Annotated in this window: 12 protein-coding genes; 8 read left to right on the top strand and 4 right to left on the bottom strand. The window is 71.9% G+C overall.

Annotated elements, in window-relative coordinates; translation table 11 throughout:
* The first annotated feature begins 7 nt into the window (after positions 1–7).
* The gene (gatB, locus tag FHU36_RS40035; protein ID WP_185089722.1) at positions 8–1,495 is read left to right on the top strand and encodes an Asp-tRNA(Asn)/Glu-tRNA(Gln) amidotransferase subunit GatB; all 1,488 of its coding nucleotides are present in this window, start codon (positions 8–10) and stop codon (positions 1,493–1,495) included.
* Between the two features lie 184 nt (positions 1,496–1,679).
* Here the strand turns inward: gatB and FHU36_RS40030 are convergent, their stop codons facing one another.
* Genes FHU36_RS40030 through FHU36_RS40020 form a run of 3 tightly spaced genes read right to left on the bottom strand, consistent with a single transcriptional unit; the run spans position 1,680 to position 4,721 of the window.
* Positions 1,680–3,197 carry a tripartite tricarboxylate transporter permease gene (locus tag FHU36_RS40030; RefSeq protein WP_185089313.1) on the bottom strand — a complete coding sequence of 506 codons (1,518 nt, stop codon included), beginning with the start codon at positions 3,195–3,197 and terminating at the stop codon, positions 1,680–1,682.
* Position 3,198: 1 nt separating this feature from the next.
* Positions 3,199–3,744, bottom strand: a complete 546-nt coding sequence (locus FHU36_RS40025; protein WP_185089312.1) for a tripartite tricarboxylate transporter TctB family protein — start codon at positions 3,742–3,744, stop codon at positions 3,199–3,201.
* On the bottom strand, positions 3,744–4,721 hold the full coding sequence (locus FHU36_RS40020; protein ID WP_185089311.1) for a Bug family tripartite tricarboxylate transporter substrate binding protein: 978 nt from the start codon (positions 4,719–4,721) through the stop codon (positions 3,744–3,746). The genes FHU36_RS40025 and FHU36_RS40020 overlap by 1 nt, the downstream gene beginning before the upstream one ends.
* Positions 4,722–4,864: 143 nt before the next feature.
* Here FHU36_RS40020 and FHU36_RS40015 point away from each other — a divergent pair, with 143 nt between their 5' ends.
* From FHU36_RS40015 to FHU36_RS40005, 3 genes are all read left to right on the top strand, one after another.
* Entirely contained in the window at positions 4,865–6,439 is a 1,575-nt protein-coding gene (locus FHU36_RS40015) for an ATP-binding protein (RefSeq protein WP_246503238.1), read from the top strand.
* Positions 6,436–7,098 carry a response regulator gene (locus FHU36_RS40010; RefSeq protein ID WP_185089309.1) on the top strand — a complete coding sequence of 221 codons (663 nt, stop codon included), beginning with the start codon at positions 6,436–6,438 and terminating at the stop codon, positions 7,096–7,098. The genes FHU36_RS40015 and FHU36_RS40010 overlap by 4 nt, the downstream gene beginning before the upstream one ends.
* Positions 7,099–7,191: 93 nt before the next feature.
* Positions 7,192–9,222, top strand: a complete 2,031-nt coding sequence (locus FHU36_RS40005) for a VanW family protein (RefSeq protein WP_185089308.1) — start codon at positions 7,192–7,194, stop codon at positions 9,220–9,222.
* Positions 9,223–9,368: 146 nt separating this feature from the next.
* Here FHU36_RS40005 and FHU36_RS40000 read toward each other — a convergent pair whose 3' ends face one another.
* The gene (locus FHU36_RS40000) at positions 9,369–10,454 is read right to left on the bottom strand and encodes a PQQ-dependent sugar dehydrogenase (protein WP_185089307.1); all 1,086 of its coding nucleotides are present in this window, start codon (positions 10,452–10,454) and stop codon (positions 9,369–9,371) included.
* 38 nt (positions 10,455–10,492) lie between these two features.
* Between FHU36_RS40000 and FHU36_RS39995 the strand changes: the two genes are divergently transcribed.
* The 4 genes from FHU36_RS39995 (at position 10,493) to ilvN (ending at position 16,755) form a co-directional block, all read left to right on the top strand.
* Positions 10,493–11,401 (top strand): 2-hydroxyacid dehydrogenase, encoded by a 909-nt coding sequence (locus FHU36_RS39995; RefSeq protein ID WP_185089306.1) that lies wholly within the window; start codon positions 10,493–10,495, stop codon positions 11,399–11,401.
* A 252-nt stretch (positions 11,402–11,653) separates the two neighbouring features.
* Positions 11,654–14,293, top strand: a complete 2,640-nt coding sequence (locus FHU36_RS39990; RefSeq protein ID WP_312892165.1) for a putative bifunctional diguanylate cyclase/phosphodiesterase — start codon at positions 11,654–11,656, stop codon at positions 14,291–14,293.
* Positions 14,294–14,498: 205 nt separating this feature from the next.
* A complete protein-coding gene (locus tag FHU36_RS39985; RefSeq protein ID WP_185089305.1) occupies positions 14,499–16,238 on the top strand; it encodes an acetolactate synthase large subunit in 1,740 nt (579 codons plus the stop codon).
* A complete protein-coding gene (ilvN, locus tag FHU36_RS39980) occupies positions 16,231–16,755 on the top strand; it encodes an acetolactate synthase small subunit (RefSeq protein WP_101787893.1) in 525 nt (174 codons plus the stop codon). Before FHU36_RS39985 ends, ilvN begins: the two co-directional genes overlap by 8 nt.
* Position 16,756 lies beyond the last annotated feature (1 nt).

The raw sequence follows: 16,756 nt of genomic DNA, 5'->3' as shown, positions 1-16,756 counted from the left end.
CACGAAGATGGCCTACGACGAGGCGCTCGGCCGGTTCGAGCCGGTCCTCGGCCTGGAGACGCACGTCGAGTTGGGCACCGCGTCCAAGATGTTCTGCGGCTGCCCGACGACGTTCGGCGCGCCGCCCAACACCCACGTCTGCCCGACGTGTCTGGCGCTGCCCGGCTCGCTGCCGGTGGCCAACGCCAAGGCGATCGAGTCGACGATCCGCATCGGCCTGGCGCTCAACTGCTCCATCGCCGAATGGTGCCGCTTCGCCCGGAAGAACTACTTCTATCCGGACATGCCGAAGAACTACCAGATCTCCCAGTACGACGAGCCGCTCTGCTTCGACGGCTACCTCGACATCGAGGTCGACGGCAAGAGCGTGCGGATCGAGATCGAGCGGGTGCACCTGGAGGAGGACACCGGCAAGTCCACCCACATGGGCGGCGCGACCGGCCGCATCCACGGCGCCGACTACTCGATCGTCGACTACAACCGGGCCGGCATCCCGCTGGTCGAGATCGTCACCAAGCCCATCCCGGGCTCCGACCGGCTGGCGCCGGAGGTGGCCAAGGCGTACGTCACCGAACTGCGCGAGATCATGCGTTCGCTGGGCGTCTCCGACGTGCGCATGGAGGAGGGCTCGCTGCGCTGCGACGTCAACGTGTCGCTGATGCCGCGCGGCTCCTCCGAGTGGGGCACCCGCACCGAGACCAAGAACGTCAACTCCCTGCGCAGCGTCGAGCGCGCGGTGCGCAGCGAGATCGAGCGGCAGGCGGCGATCCTCGCCGACGGCGGCCGCATCGTGCAGGAGACCCGTCACTTCCACGAGGACACCGGCACCACCACGTCCGGCCGGTCCAAGGAGGAGGCGCAGGACTACCGCTACTTCCCCGAGCCCGACCTGGTGCCGATCGCGCCCGACCCGGCATGGGTCGCCGAGCTGAAGGCGGCCCTGCCCGAGCTGCCGTCGGTCAAGCGCAAGCGGCTGCAGGCCGAGTGGGGCCTGTCCGACCTGGACATGGAGGCGATGCACAACGCCGACGCCATCGACCTGGTCGAGGCGACGGTCGCGGCGGGCGCCCCGCCGGCCGACGCGCGCAAGTGGTGGATGGGCGAGCTGGCGCGTCGCGCCAACGAGACCGGCGTGGCGCTGGCCGACCTGCCGATCACGCCCGCCCAGATCGCCAGGGTGACCGAGCTGGTGGCCGCCGGGTCGCTCAACGACAAGCTGGCCCGCGAGGTGCTCGAAGGCGTGCTGGCCGGCGAGGGCTCGCCGGACGAGGTGGTCGAGAAGCGCGGGCTCAAGATCGTCAATGACGAGGGTGAGCTGTCGGCGATCGTCGACCAGGTCATCGCCGACAACGCCGACGCGGCCGACAAGGTCCGCTCCGGCAAGGTCGCGGCGGCCGGCGCGCTGGTGGGCGGCGTGATGAAGGCCAGCCGCGGCAAGGCCGACGCTGCCCGCGCGAGGGCGATGATCCTGGAGAAGCTGGGCGTCTCCGAGTAGACCTGGAGAAGCTTGCCGGGCGTCTCTGAGCAGACCTGGAGAAGCCGGCCTTCCCGAAGGAGACACGGGCGGGCCGTGCAGGACACGTGAAGGCCCCGTCCGGTCCCGATGGACCGGGCGGGGCCTTCGCGCATCCCTGCAGCCTCCCCTGAAGCACTGTCCCTGGTGCCCAGGAGGCGGCGGGTTATTCCTCGCGGATGTGCGTGGGCGCCAACTCGCGGCGTTCGAGCAGCTTGCGCACCACGGGAGTGAGCAGCGCGCCGAGGGACAGCAGGAGCAGCACCACCGCGATCGGGCTCTGCACCAGCACCGTGACGTCGCCCGCCCCGATGGCCAGCGCCCGGCGCAACTGGATCTCCGCCATCGGCCCCAGGATCATGCCGATCACCGCCGGGGCGATGGGCAGCCCGAAGCGGCGCATCGCGAACCCCAGCAGGCCGAGGACGAACAGCACCACCAGGTCGACCACCGTGCCGTTGAGCGCGTAGACGCCCAGTGCGGCGAACAGGACGATCCCGGCGTACAGGTAGGGGCGGGGGATGCGCAGCACCCGGGCCCAGAGCGGGGCCAGGGGCAGGTTCAGCACCAGCAGCATCGTGTTGCCGATGAACAGCGACGCGATCATGCCCCACACCAGGGCCGGGTTGTGGTCGAAGAGCTGGGGGCCGGGCTGCAGGCCGTACTGCTGGAAGGCGGCCAGCAGGATCGCGGCCGTCGCCGAGGTGGGCAGGCCCAGCGTGAGCAGCGGGACGAGGGTGCCGGCTGCCGAGGCGTTGTTGGCCGCCTCGGGCCCCGCGACGCCCTCGATGGCGCCCTTGCCGTACTCCTCGCGGGCGACGCCCCGCGCCAGCTTCTTCTCCGTCGCGTACGACAGGAAGGTGGGGATCTCCGCGCCGCCGCCGGGCAGCGCGCCGAACGGGAAGCCGAACGCGGTGCCGCGCAGCCACGGCTTCCACGAGCGCGCCCAGTCCGAACGGCCCATCCAGGCTCGGCCCACGGGCACCACCTCGGGAGTGGCGTGGCGCAGCCGCGAGGCCACGTACAGCGCCTCGCCCAGCGCGAACAGCCCGACCGCGACGATCACCACGTCGATCCCGTCGAGCAGCTGGGGTACGCCCAGCGTCAGCCGCGCCTGCCCGGTCTGCTGGTCGATGCCGATCAGCCCGATGACCAGGCCCAGCCCGAGCGAGGCCAGCCCGCGCACCAGCGAACGGGACAGCACCGCCGACACGCCCACGAAAGCCAGGATCGCCAGCGCGAAATAGTCCTCGGGACCGAAGCCGATCGCGAAGTCCACGACCGCGGGCGCGGCCACGACGAGCAGCGCGGTGGCGATGGTGCCGGCCACGAACGAGCCGATGGCCGCCGTGGCCAGCGCCTGCGCCGCCCGCCCGCGCCGGGCCATCTTGTTGCCCTCCAGCGCGGTGATCATCGAGGAGGACTCACCGGGCGTGTTGAGCAGGATCGACGTCGTCGACCCGCCGTACATGCCGCCGTAGTAGATGCCGGCGAACATGATGAACGCGCTCGCGGGCGGCACGGTGAACGTGATCGGCAGCAGCAGCGCCACGGTCATCGCGGGCCCGATGCCCGGCAGCACGCCGACGAGGGTGCCGAGGGTGACGCCGACCAGCGCGTACAGGAGGTTGACCGGCGTGAGCGCCGCCGCGAACCCCTCCATCAGGAGCTGGAAGGAGCTCACGTCAGATCACCCCCTGCAGCGGGCCGTCCGGCAGGGTGACGCCCAGCCCCTTGACGAACAGCAGGTAGGTGACGATCCCGATGATCACGCCCACCACCGCCGCCCGCATCTTGTGCTCGGCGCCCAGCACCACCGACAGCCCGAAGAACAGCAGGGACGCGCCGATGATCCAGCCGACCACGTTCAGGACCGCGGTGAACGCCAGGAAGATCCCGCTCACCAGCGCGACGCTGCGCCAGTCGGCGGGCGCGTCGGCGTCCACGTCCTCGCTCTCCTCGGGGTCGCCCCGCCCGCCGCGCAGCACGTCCACCACGTAGAACACGCCCACGACGATCATCGCGCCGCCCACCAGGATCGGGAAGAACCGCGGCCCGATGCCGAGCTGCGACGCGGCGGCCGCCACGTCCAGGGTGCCCACGATGACGAACACGCCCAGGCCCAGCACCACCAGGGCCAGCGCCAGCTCGGGCCGCCACCACCCGCGCCGCTCGCCGTCGGGCGCGGCGCCGGTGGCGGGAGCCTCCGGTACGGGTATGTCAGGCGACATCAGGACACGAGGCCCATCTCGGCGATGATGGCCTTGACCCTGGTCTGCTCGGAGGTGAGGTAGTCGGCGAACTGCTGGCCGGTCTGGAAGGAGTCGATCCAGCCGTTCTTGGCCACCGCGTCCTTCCACACCTGGCTGTCGTGCATCTTGGTGACCAGGTCGGTCAGCGTCTTCTTGTCGGCGTCGCTGAGCCCGCCGGGGGCCACGAAACCGCGCCAGTTGGCCACCTCGACGTCCAGGCCGCCCTCCTTGAGCGTGGGCGCGTCGAGGTCGGCCAGGCGCTCGCCCGAGGTGACGCCGAGGGCGCGCAGCTTGCCGGACTTGACGTGCTCGGCGAACTCGCCGACGCCCGAGATGCCGATGGTGACCTTGTTGCCGAGCAGCGCGTTCAGCGCCTCGCCGCCGCCGGAGTGGGCGATGTAGTTGACCTGCTTGGGGTCGACGCCCGCGGCCTTGGCCATCAGGCCCGCCACGATGTGGTCGGTGCCGCCGGCCGAACCGCCCGCGACCGACACCTTCGCCGGGTCGGCCTTCCAGGCGGCCGCCAGGTCCGACAGTGACTTGAGCGGCGACTCGGCCGGGACCACGACGATCTCGTACTCCTCGGTCAGCTTGGCGATGGGCGTGGTGTCGGTGAGCGTGACCTTCGACTTGTTCTGCTCGATCGCGCCCACCATGACCAGGCCCATGGTCATCAGCAGGTTGCCGTTGCCCTTCTCCCCGGCGAGCTGGGCGAGGCCGATGGTGCCGCCGGCGCCGGGCACGTTGAAGACCTCGTACTTGCGGCTCGGGTCGGCGGCCTTGAGTGCCTGCTCGGCCACGCGGGACGTCTGGTCCCAGCCGCCGCCCGGCGAGGCGGGAGCCATGATGCGGAGCGTGCCGGTGCCGCCGCCACCTCCGCCGGTAGCGTTTTCGCCGCAGCCGGTCAGCGCGGCCAATGAGAGCGCCGCCAGAGCGGCGAGGGTGCGCAGACGCATGTGTACTCCAAGGGGGGATTTCACGCTATGGAATCTGGATGGTGAAGTCCGTCCCCGGCAGAGTCGAGCTTTCTCTGATAGTAGTCTTTTAGGTCGTTTTGGTCGCGACCCGGCTGTGACCTGCAACTGTTTCGATGAGGCAGATGAGACGGGTTCGTGACGCCTCCCTCGGCACCCAGCTTTTCGTGCTGCAGATGGTGATCGTGCTGCTCGCCGTCGGCGGCACCGCCGGCGTGTGGGCCACCCGCACCCGTGACCAGCTCGACTCGCTGCACCAGCGGCGGGCGCTGGCCATCGCCCAGTCGGTCGCGGGGCTGCCGCAGGTCCGCGCCGCCTTCGACCTGCCCGAACCGGAGACGGTGCTGCAGCCGCTCGCGCTGGGCGTGCAGCAGTCCACCGGCGCCGACTACGTCGTCATCGCCAACCGCGAGCAGACCCGCTACGCCCACCCCAACGCCGCGCTGATCGGCCGGAAGCTGTCCACCGACGGCACGTCGGTGCTCACGACCGGCAGGAGCTGGGTCGGCACCGAGACCGGCACGATCGGCACCACGGTCCGCGGCAAGGCGCCCGTCTTCGACGAGTACGGCGACGTCATCGGACTGGTCTCGGTGGGCGTGCTGGAGGCCACCGTCATCGGCGAGCTCGCGGGCGCGCTGCCGCCGCTGCTGTGGACGGCGCTGGCGGTGCTGCTCGCCGGGCTCGCCGCGGCGGCGCTGATCACCGCGCGGGTGCGCAGGCAGACGTTCGGCCTGGAGCCGAGCGAGATCGCCGCGCTGCTGGAGCAGCGCGAGGGCGTGCTGCACGGCGTCAAGGAGGGCGTCCTCGCCCTCGACCTCACGGGCAGGGTGACGCTGGTCAACGACGCGGCCCGCGAACTGCTCGGTGACGTCGGCGAGGACCTGACGCGGATGCCGGTCTCCGACCGCATGCGTGACGTGCTCGGGGGCGCCGACCCCGGCGAGGACCGGATCGTCCTGCACGGTGACCGCGTGCTGGTGCTCAACCGCACGCCGGTCTCCGTGCGCGGCCAGCACCGCGGCTGGGTGGTGACGCTGCGCGACCGCACCGAGCTGGTACGGCTCGCGCGCGAGCTCGACGACACCAGCAGCGCGACCGAGGCGCTGCGCGCCCAGGCGCACGAGTTCGCCAACCGCATGCACACGGTCGTCGGCCTGCTGGAGCTGGGCGAGCACGAGGCGGCCATCGGCTTCATCACCCAAGGCACCGTCGGCGCCTACGCCGCCGACCTGCGCGAACGGGTGCAGGACCCGACGCTGGCCGCGCTGCTGCTGGCCAAGTCGGCCGAGGCGGCCGAGCGCGGCGCCCGGCTGGTCCTCGCCGACGACTCCGACGTGCCCGAGGGCGAGCTCGGCGACCCGCAGGACGCCGTACTGGTCGTCGGCAACCTGGTGGCCAACGCGATCGACGCGCTCGACGGCGCGGCCGGCACGATCGAGGTGTCCGTCCGGGCCGGCGCCGACGGCCTGCGCGTGCGCGTCGGCGACTCCGGGCCGGGCATCGCCCCCGACCTGGTCGAGGAGGTCTTCAGGGAGGGCTTCACGACCAAGGCGGCCCAGTCGGGGCCCCGTGGCCTGGGCCTGGCCCTGACCCGGCAGGCGTGCCTGCGCCGGGGCGGCTGGGTGAAGGTCCGCAACGACGACGGCGCGGTGTTCACGGCCCTGCTGCCGCCGCCCGTCGAGGCGGCGGCCCGATGACGCGGATCCGCGTGCTCGTCGTGGACGACGACTTCATGGTGGCGCGCATCCACGGCGGCTACGTCTCCCGCGTCCCCGGCTTCGAGGTGGTCGCCACCGCCCACAGCGGGACCGACGCCCTCGCCGCGGTCGCCCGGCTCCGGCCCGACCTCGTGCTGCTCGACATCTACCTGCCCGACATGTCGGGGCTGGAGGTGCTCAAGGACCTGGCCGACGTGGACGTGCTGGTGATCAGCGCCGCCCGCGACGTGCCCACCGTCAGGGAGGCGATGCGCCGCGGCGCGGTCAACTACCTGATCAAGCCCTTCACCGCGACCGCCCTGGCCGAGCGGCTCCAGCAGTACGCCGAGACCCGCAGGCAGCTCACCGCCATCGGCCCCGAGGCGCGCCAGGACGACGTCGACCGGCTGTTCGGCACGCCCAGCTCGGTGTCCGCGCTGCCCAAGGGCCTGTCGCCGGCCACCTGCGCGCTGGTCGCCGACACGCTGCGGGCGGCGGGCCGCGACCTGTCGGCCGCCGAGGCCGCCGAGCTGGCCGGCCTGTCACGGGTCAGCGCCCGCCGTTACCTGGAGTACCTGTGCGTGGTGGGCCGGGCCGAACTGCGTCCCCGATACGGCACCGCCGGCCGCCCGGAACACCGGTATCGGTGGCTAGGTTGACACCCTTCCGTAGCCGGATTCGGTGACATATCTGGATGCGCGTGCCTTACTGTTGCCTGAGGGTTTGGCAGCGGAACGGGAGGAGATTGAGGCGTGGGTAACCCCAAGCCGATCCAATCACCAACCGACCCCTTCGCGTCGGTGCCGCTCCCCTCCTCGGGCACCACGAGCAGGAGACCTCGCATCGAGGGCCTGCCGCCCGGCGTCTCCCGCGACATCTTCGGCGGCCCGGAGGGCCAGCAGCCGTCCCGTCCCGCTCCGGCGAGCACCGCGGCCCCGGGCGACGGGCCGAGCGGCGGCGCCCTGCCGCCCGTCGCGCCGCCCGCCCAGCCGTGGCCGGTGAGCCAGGGCAAGCCGGAGCCGTCCGCCTCCCGCGCCCCGGCGTTCGGCGCGCCCGGCGGTTCCGCGCGGCCGCCGGCGTTCGTGGACCCCGAGCCGCCGCGGCGCCGCCGCGTGCTGCCGGGCCTGGCCGTCCTGCTCGTGGTGCTGGCGTTGTTCGCCTACCTGGTGCCGGCCGTGATGATGTCGGGCTCGGTGCTGCGCGGCACCCGTGTGGCGGGCATCGACATCGGCGGCCTGACCGTGACGCAGGCGGCCGACAAGCTCCGTGCCGAGCTGGTCACGAAGATCAACAAGCCGGTCACCGTCGAGATCGCCGGCCGCAAGGAGACCATCCAGGCCGACGAGGCCGGGCTCGAACTCGACGTCGTCGCCACCATCGGCGAGGCGCGCAGCGGCTTTCCCGGCCCCCTCGACGTGTGGCAGGGGCTCACCGGCACGACCGAGCTGCAGCCGAAGCTCACCATCGACACCTCCCAGCTCGTCCGGACCGTCGAGGGGCTCGCCAAGGGCCACGACAAGGAGCCGCGCGAGGGCGGGGTGGCCTTCGACGGGCTGCGCCCGGTGGTGACCGAGCCCGAGGACGGGGTGCTGCTCGACCGCGAGGACGCCGTCCGCCGCATCGGCGACGCCTTCCTCGCCTCCCGCGACACCGCCGTGCTCACGCTGCGGCCCGCCAAGGCGGAGACCACCCCCGAGGCCGTCGCCAAGGCCAAGGCGGAGGCCCAGCGGGCCGTCTCGGCGCCCATCACGCTCGCCATCGGCGCCAAGCGGGCCACGCTGCCGCCCGCCACGATCGCCGCCCACCTGAGCTTCGTCACCGACGGCAAGGGCGGGCTCGTGCCGCGGTTCGACGCCGAGGCGGCGCTCGCCGCCGTCGAACGCGACCTCGTCGACGAGAGCCAGGCGCCGCGCGACGCCACCTACCAGATCGTCGGCGGCAAGCCCGAGTTGCTCCCCGCCCGCACCGGCCGGGGAGTGGACGACAGGCGGCTGGCCCGAGACGTGGCCAGGGTGATCGGAAAGCAGGACAGCCGGATCGTCCCCGTGAAGCTGGCGGTCGTCCGGCCCGAGGTCGCCACCGCCGAGGTGAGCAACCTCGGCATCAAGGAGAACGTCGCCGAGTTCACCACCACCTTCGAGTGCTGCCAGCCCCGCGCCGTCAACATCCAGCGGATGGCCGCCCAGCTCGACGGGCACGTGGTCAAGCCGGGAGAGACGTTCTCCCTGAACGACACCGTGGGCGAGCGCACCCGCGAGACCGGCTACGTCGAGGCCGGGCAGATCGTCGGCGGCCGGATGGTCAACATCATCGGAGGCGGCGTCTCGCAGTTCGCCACCACGCTTCACAACGCGGCCTACTTCGGCGGGTTCGAGGAGGTCGAGCGCACGCCGATGGACTACTACGCCGCCCGCTACCCGGCCGGCCGCGACGCCGCGCTGCTCTACCCCGACCGCGACCTGAAGTGGCGCAACGACTCCGAGTACGGCGTGCTGATCAAGACGGCCTCCACGGGCACGTCGGTCACCGTCAGGCTCTGGAGCACCCGGCGCTACGACAAGATCCAGGCCGTGGAGTCGGAGCGGCGCGCGCCCACCACCTTCCGGCGGACGACCAGCAGCGCGCCCGGGTGCGTCCCGACGGTCGGCACCCCGGGCTTCACGATCGACGTCACCCGGGTGTTCTTCAAGGACGGCGAAGAGGTCAAGCGGGACGAGAAGCAGACCACCAAGTACCGGCCGCAGGCCCAGGTGATCTGCGCCTCCACCAACGCCACGGGATGACCCACGCTCCCTGACCGCCTTCGGGGCGTCCGGGGCCGCCCCGAGAGTCGCTCACCGGCGCCCGGAGATGCCCCGAGGGGCCTCACGGGCCCCAGGATGCCCCTGCGGGTCGCTCAAGGGCGCCCGGGATGCCCTCTGCGGGTCGCTCACGGGCGGCCCGGGGTGACCGACAGGATCTTGTCGTCGCCGTCGCGGGGCGAGCCCCGCCCGTCCTTGTTGCTGGTCGACACCCAGACCGTGCCGTCCTGCGCCGCCGCCACGCCGCGCAGCCGGCCGTACGTGCCGGAGAGGTGGGCCACCGGCTCGCCCGGCGAGCCGTCCTCGCCCAGCGGGATCTGCCACAGGCGCGCGCCGCGCAGCGCGCCCATCCACAGCGAGCCGCCCGCGTAGGCCAGCCCCGACGGGGATGCGTCGGAGGTGGCCCAGGTGGCGACCGGGTTCACGAACGCCGGGTCGTCGCCCCGGCCCTCGACCTCCGGCCAGCCGTAGTTGGCGCCCGGCTTGATGAGGTTGAGCTCGTCCCACTCGTTCGCGCCGAACTCCGAGGCGTACAGCCTGCCGGAGGAGTCCCAGGCGAGGCCCTGCACGTTGCGGTGGCCGAGACTGTAGACGAGCGTGCCGAAGGGGTTGCCGGGGGCGGGGGCGCCGTCCACGGTCATGCGCAGGATCTTGCCGGCCAGCGAGTCGCGCCGCTGGGCCAGCTCCCGGTCGCCGACCTCGCCCGTGCTGGCGTACAGGTGGCCGTCGGGACCGAACTCCAGGCGGCCGCCGTTGTGGATGACCCCCTTCGGGATGCCCTCGACGATCACCTTCGGCTCGCTCACGCCGCTCTCGCCGAGGCGGTAGCGGACGATCCGGTTGTCCTCGGCGGCGGTGTGGTAGACGAACACCTGGTCATCCTTGACCGCCACGCCCATCAGCCCGCCCTCGCCGTCGGGCTCCACGCCCTCGACGGTGCCCAGTTCGGTCACCCGCCCGTCCGCGCCGACGCGCAGCAGCCTGGCCGTGTCGCGCTCGGTCACGAGCGCGTCGCCGCCCGGCAGGAACTCCATCGCCCACGGGACGGCCAGGTCGCGGGCCACCGTCCTCGGCTCCCCGGGCGGGGTGGCGGCGGACACCGTGGCCGTCGGCGTCACGTCGCCGCCGGGGGAGTCGCCCGCCGAGGACGTCCCGCCCGCGCCGGAACAGGAGGTGAGCGCGGCCGCCGCCATGATCGTCAAGAGTTTCCTCATGTGTCCCATACTTCCTCGCGCGCCATAAAGTTTCCGGCATGAAGATCTGGGTTGCTTCCGAAGCCGTCGCCGGCGTCCTGTCCGACCTGCCCGGTGTGGAGTGCGTCGTCTACGACGGCAAGGGCCCGGTGCCCGACGGGGCCGAGCAGGTCGAGGTGTGGATCCCGCCGCTGCAGACCGTGCCCGACGTGCCGGGCCTGCTGGCCGGAATGCGCTCGCTGCGCCTGCTGCAGACCGTCACGGCGGGCGTGGAGCCGTACCGGCCGCACCTGCCCGAGGGCGTCGTGCTGTGCAACGCCCGCGGCGTGCACGACGCGGGCACCGCCGAGTGGGCGGTCGGCGCGATGATCGCGGTGCTGCGGGAGTTCCCCGGCTTCGTGGACGCCCAGCGCAAGGGGGAGTGGACCTACCACCACACCGGCGTGCTGGCCGACGCGACCGTGCTCATCGTCGGCCACGGGTCCATCGGGGCCGCGCTCGAACGCCGGCTCGACGGCTTCGAGGTGGAGATCGTCCGGGTGGCCAGGAGCGCCCGTGACGGCGTGCACGCCATGGAGGAACTGCCCGGCCTGCTGCCCGGCGCCGACGTGGTGGTGCTGCTCGTGCCCGCGACCCCCGACACCGCCGGGATGGTCGACGCGGCCTTCCTGGCTCGCATGAAGGACGGCGCCGTGCTCGTCAACGCCGCCCGCGGCGGGGTGGTCGACACGGACGCGCTGGTCGCCGAGCTGGAGGCGGGCCGGCTGCGCGCCGCTCTCGACGTGACGGCGCCCGAGCCGCTGCCGCCCGGCCACCCGCTGTGGACCGCTCCCGGGGTGTTCATCACCCCGCACGTGGCCGGCAGCACCCCGGCGTCGGTCCGGCGCACGCTCCGCCTCGTCCGCTCCCAGGTGTTGCGCCACCTGGCCGGCGAGCCGCTGAAGAACGTGATCACCGAGGCTTACTGAGCGTACGCGTACCTGAGAGGAATCCGGACCGTGGCTGGGTCGTGACCTTCGGTGCGTACGGTTGCATCTACCAAGTACTTCCTGACTCACTGTCAAGTAAGTCCTGGGAGAGATTGGTCTGTGTGGTTATCAGATCGGTGACGACATCGGCGTTGTCGCCCCCCGGACACCCGCGACCACGCACACTGGCGGTGTGGTCCGCCGAGCCCCGGCGGCCCCCGGGCAGAGTTCGAGACGGGATGGACAACGACTGTGATCCGCTGGCGTGACCCTCGGGCACCGCTGACCGCCGCCGCGGCGACGGGCGCTGCAGGGTTCGCGGCCGTCCTCCTGGCCGGCGGTCCGGCCCGGGGCGTCGCCGGCGCCATCGCCGGGGTCCTGACGGCCGTCCTCGCGGCGGTCTCGCTGCTGAGCGCCGCGTCCAGGCTCGCCGACGACCGCGCGCTCGCGACGGGCGCGCGCTGGATGGGCGGCGGCGCCCTGGTCTGGGCGGCCGGAGTCGTCCTGCGGCCGATCGCCGAGAGCGCGAGCTTCGCGCTCAGCTTCGCCGATCTGGCGCTGTTGCTGGGCACCGTGCTGATGGGCGGCGGGGCGCTCATCGCGTGCGGCCGCACGTTGCCGGGCATGGTCGTTTTACGGCTCGTCACCGACGCCTACCTGTGCGCGGCCTCCCTCTTCCTGATCGGCTGGGTGCTGGCCCTGCGCCACGTCTACCACCAGTCCGATCCGGCGACGTTCACCTTCACCATGGTCCCGCCGATGATCTCGCTGCTGGTGACCTGCGCGGCGATCCCGTCGGTGGTCAGAAACCGGGCCACGGCCTGGCCGCTCGGCCTGGCGGGGCTGGGTGTGCTCGCCACCACCACGGTGGCCGGCACCGCCGACGCGGTCGCGCGGCTCACCGAGACCGGCCAGCCGGTGTGGAGCGTCATCCCAGCGCCGGTGGCTTTCCTGCTGCTGGCCGCGGCGCCCTGGGCGCAGCGGCCACGCGATCCCGACGAGCCCGGCACACCTCCCGCTACGCCCATGGTCGGCACGTTGCTCGCGGTGGTGCCGCTCGTCCTGGTCGCCGTGGCCACGGGCACGCTGATCGTCCACCTGGGGGCCGGGCGGCAGGTCACACCGGTCACCGGGGTCGTCCTGCTGGCCGGCTCGGCGGTGCTGCTGCTGCTCGTGCGGCTCATCGTGGTGGCCGGCGCCAACGCCCGGCTGCGCCGGCTGGTCTCGCTCGCCGACCGGCAGCTCCGCGAGCTGGCCGAGAGCACCGGCGACGTGGTGCTGCTGTGCGACTACGAAGGCGTGGTGCGCGAGATCGGCCCCGGCGTCGAGGCCACCTACGGCTACCGCCCCGAGGAGATCGTGGGCGGCACGATCTTCGACTACATCCACCCGGAGGACGTCCCCGGCATCCAGGCCGCGCTGGGCGCGATGAGCCCCGACGACGAGGGCGCCGACCCCGGCGCCTGCATGGTCGCCTGCCGGGTTCGCGCGGCCGACGGCACCTGGCGGCCCACCGAGTCGGTGGCCACCTGCAACGTGGGCGGCAAGGAGCTGCTGCTCGTCACCACCCGAGACGTGAGCGACGAGGAGGCGCTGCGCAACCAGGTCGCCCATCTGACCTTCCACGACGGCATCACCGGCCTGCCCAACCGCTCCTACTTCGAGGAGCGCACCCGCGAGGTGCTCTCCGGCCGCACCGGGCACGTCGCGGTGATCTTCCTCGACCTCGACGGGTTCACCTCGGTCAACGACTCGGTGGGCCACGCCAGCGGCGACCACCTCCTCGGCCAGGCGGCCCGCAGGCTGCGCGGGGCCGTCCGGCCCGACGACACGTTGGCCCGGTGGGGCGGCGACGAGTTCGCCGTGCTCGTGGAGACGGGCGGCGAGGCGCAGCTCGCCGTCGACCTGGCCGAGCGGCTGCTGCGGGCGGTCTCCCAGGAGCCGTTCCGGGTGGCCGACCGCGACGTGGCGCTGACCGCGAGCGTCGGCGTGGCCTTCGCCGAGGACGACATGCCCGCGGGCGACCTGATCCGCAACGCCGACGTCGCCATGGCCAGGGCCAAGGATCTCGGCGGCCGCCGGGTCGAGGTGTTCGCCGCGCAGATGCACGCCGACGTGGTGCGCCGGCTGGAGCTGGCCGCCGACCTGCAGCGGGCGCTGATCGAGCAGCAGTTCGCGATCGAGTACCAGCCGGTCGTCGACCTCGCCACCTCGCGGGTGACGGCGGTCGAGGCGCTGGTGCGGTGGTGGCGCGGTTCGGTCTACGTGCCGCCCGAACAGTTCCTCGGGCCGGCCGAGGACACCGGGCTGATCGTGCCGCTCAGCGAGTGGATCCTGCGCGAGTCGTGCCGCGAGGTGGCCGCCTGGCGGGCCTCCTCCTGGGACATCGGGCTGTCGGTCAACCTGTCGGCCCGCCAGATCACCGCCCCCCGGTTCGTGGAGACCGTCGAGGAGGCGCTCGCCGAGAGCGGGCTGCCCGCCTCCGCGCTCACCCTTGAGGTGATCGAGGAGATGCTGGTCGAGGACGCCGAGGAGACGATCAAGCGCCTGTCCGAGCTGCGCGCCCTGGGCGTGCGGCTGGCGATCGACGACTTCGGCACCGGCTACGCCTCGCTGGCGTTCCTGCGGCAGCTCCCGGTCGACATGATCAAGATCGACCCGTCGTTCGTGTCCGGGCTGGGTCGCGACGACACCCTCAGCCTGCTCACCCGCACGATCGTGCGGCTCGGCCACGACCTGGGCCTCATCGTGGTGGCCGAGGGCATCGAGCGGCCCGAGCAGCTGGAGCTGCTGCGCGAGATGGGCTGCACACGGGGTCAGGGGTTCCTGGTCGCGCGGCCCATGGCGGCCCGCGGAGTGGACTCCCTGATGCGCACGAGTCTCACCGTCTGAGACGGGCGTCCCACCAAGTTGACACCGGGGGTTAGGGAGAGGCTAAGGTGTGGCCATGCTTCGCAGTGAGATTCTCGTAGTACTTCGCCGGCGCGCGGGCCGATAGCGAAGCACTTCGACCTGCGCGCCGCCCCTGGTCCCGCCACATGGTGGGGAGGGGCCTTTTTTATGTCCTCCAAGCGACAGCCACGCAAGGAACGAGCCGATGACCGAACGGATGACAGGTGCACAGGCCCTGGTCAGGGCGCTGGAGCACGTGGGAGTCGACACCGTTTTCGGGATCCCGGGCGGCGCCATCCTCCCGGCCTACGATCCCCTCTACGACTCGACCAAGGTCCGGCACGTCCTCGTACGCCACGAGCAGGGCGCGGGCCACGCGGCCGAGGGGTACGCCCAGGCCACCGGCCGCGTCGGCGTCTGCATGGCGACCAGCGGCCCCGGCGCCACCAACCTGGTGACGCCGCTGGCCGACGCCTACATGGACTCCGTGCCGATCGTGGCGATCACGGGGCAGGTGGCCAGCGCGGCGATCGGCACCGACGCCTTCCAGGAAGCCGACATCTCCGGCATCACCATGCCGATCACCAAGCACAACTTCCTGGTCACCGACCCGCTCGACATCCCGCGCACCATCATGGAGGCCTTCCACATCGCCTCCACCGGCCGGCCGGGCCCGGTGCTGGTCGACATCTCCAAGGACGCGCTGCAGGCCGACACCACCTTCTCCTGGCCGCCCGTCATGCAGCTGCCCGGCTACCGTCCGGTGACCCGGCCGCACTCCAAGCAGATCCGCGAGGCGGCCAAGCTGATCGCCGAGTCGCGGCGCCCGGTCCTCTACGTGGGCGGCGGCGTGCACAAGGCCGGCGCGGCGCCCGACCTGCTCCGGCTGGCCGAGCTGACCGGCATCCCGGTCGTCACCACGCTGATGGCCCGCGGCACGTTCCCCGACAGCCACCCGCAGCACCTGGGCATGCCGGGCATGCACGGCAGCGTCGCCGCGGTGGGCGCGCTGCAGAAGTCCGACCTGCTCATCGGCCTCGGTGTGCGCTTCGACGACCGGGTGACCGGCCAGCTCTCGACGTTCGCGCCGCACGCCAAGGTCGTGCACGCCGACATCGACCCGGCCGAGATCTCCAAGAACCGCCACGCCGACGTGCCGATCGTGGGCGACTGCAAGGAGGTCCTGGGCGACCTCATCGCCGCGATCGAGAACTCCAGCCGGCAGGGCGACTACACCGCCTGGTGGACGCTGCTCAACGGCATCAAGGAGACCTACCCGCTCGGCTACGACGAGTTCGACGACGGCTCGCTGGCCCCGCAGTACGTCATGGAGCGGCTGAGCGCCATCGTCGGCCCCGACGCCTACTACGTGGCGGGCGTCGGCCAGCACCAGATGTGGGCCGCCCAGTTCGTCCACTACGAGAACCCCGGCACGTTCATCAACTCGGGCGGGCTCGGCACGATGGGCTTCGCCGTCCCGGCCGCGATGGGCGCCAAGATGGGCCGGCCCGAGTCCACGGTGTGGGCCATCGACGGCGACGGCTGCTTCCAGATGACCAACCAGGAGCTGGCCACCTGCGCCCTCGAGGGCGTGCCGATCAAGGTGGCGGTCATCAACAACGGCAACCTCGGCATGGTCCGCCAGTGGCAGACTCTCTTCTACGATCAGCGCTACTCCAACACCGACCTGCAGACGACACGCCGGATCCCCGACTTCGTCAAGCTGGCGGAGGCCTATGGTTGTGTGGGCCTGCGTTGCGAGCGGCCCGAGGACGTCGACGCGACCATTCGCAAGGCCATGGAGATCACCGACGTGCCCGTGGTGGTCGACTTCGTCGTCCACCAGGACGCGATGGTCTGGCCCATGGTCGCGGCGGGCACCAGCAACGACGAGATCAAGATCGCCCGTGACATGGCGCCGACGTGGGAGAGCGAAGATGAGTAGGCACACGCTGTCCGTGCTCGTGGAGAACAAGCCGGGCGTCCTGGCCAGGGTGTCCGCGCTGTTCAGCAGGCGCGGCTTCAACATCGACTCGCTCGCCGTCGGGCAGACCGAGCACGACGACATCTCCCGCATGACGATCGTGGTGAGCGTCGAGGAGCTGCCGCTGGAGCAGGTCACCAAGCAGCTCAACAAGCTGGTGAACGTCCTCAAGATCGTGGAGCTGGACCCGTCGCAGTCGGTTCAGCGCGAGCTGATGCTGATCAAGGTCAAGGCCGACGCCGACAGCCGCTCCCACGTGCTGGAGCTCGTCCAGCTCTTCCGCGCCCGCTGCGTAGACGTGGCGGCCGACGCCGTGACCATCGAGGTCACGGGCACGCCCGACAAGCTCGAGGCCTTCGTCAAGGTGCTCGAACCGTTCGGCATCAAGGAGCTCGTCCAGTCGGGCATGGTGGCCATCGGCCGCGGCGCCCGTTCCATCACCGACCGGTCCCTCAGGGCACTGGACCGTACCGCCTGAA

Source organism: Nonomuraea muscovyensis, from assembly GCF_014207745.1.
GTDB classification, from domain to species: domain Bacteria; phylum Actinomycetota; class Actinomycetes; order Streptosporangiales; family Streptosporangiaceae; genus Nonomuraea; species Nonomuraea muscovyensis.
Note: the sequence above shows the minus strand (reverse complement) of the source record. Positions and strands in the feature narration are given on the sequence as shown.